The organism is Candidatus Symbiopectobacterium sp. NZEC135, from assembly GCF_025962695.1.
The window spans coordinates 1-514 of sequence record NZ_JAGFPF010001540.1 but is presented as its reverse complement, the minus strand read 5'-3'; the positions used below and the strand labels follow the sequence as shown (position 1 = coordinate 514).

Here is a 514-nt window from a genome sequence, read left to right as displayed (position 1 = left end):
TGAAGAAACCGGTTTTCAGCGCAAACCAGACGAAAGGCGGTAACAGCGGGCCATGCCAGCCACCGAAGAACAGCGTTACCATCAGCGCCGATACGGTCACGATACCGATATATTCACCGACGAAGAACAGACCGAACTTCATACCGGAATATTCGATGTGGTAACCATCCGCCAGTTCCTGTTCCGCTTCCGGTTGGTCGAAAGGATGACGGTGACACACCGCCACACCGGCGATGGCAAAGGTCAGAAAGCCGAAGAACTGCGGGATAACGTTCCACAAATGCGCCTGAGATTCGACGATATCGCGCATGTTGAACGAGCCCGCCTGTGCCACCACGCCCATCAGCGACAAACCGAGAAACACTTCGTAGCTCAGCGTTTGTGCGGATGCACGCACCGCCCCCAGCAGGGAGTATTTGTTACCGCTCGCCCAACCGGCGAACAGCACGGCGTATACCGCCAGCCCCGCCATCATCAGGAAGAACAGCAGGCCGATGTTTAAATCGGCCACGCC

Annotated in this window: 1 protein-coding gene; it reads right to left on the bottom strand. The window is 56.8% G+C overall.

Annotation, left to right across the window (positions count from 1 at the left end; genetic code table 11):
* Positions 1 to 514, bottom strand: a 514-nt coding sequence (locus J5224_RS35250; RefSeq protein ID WP_264629416.1) for an NADH-quinone oxidoreductase subunit H, incomplete at both ends; no start/stop codon positions are given.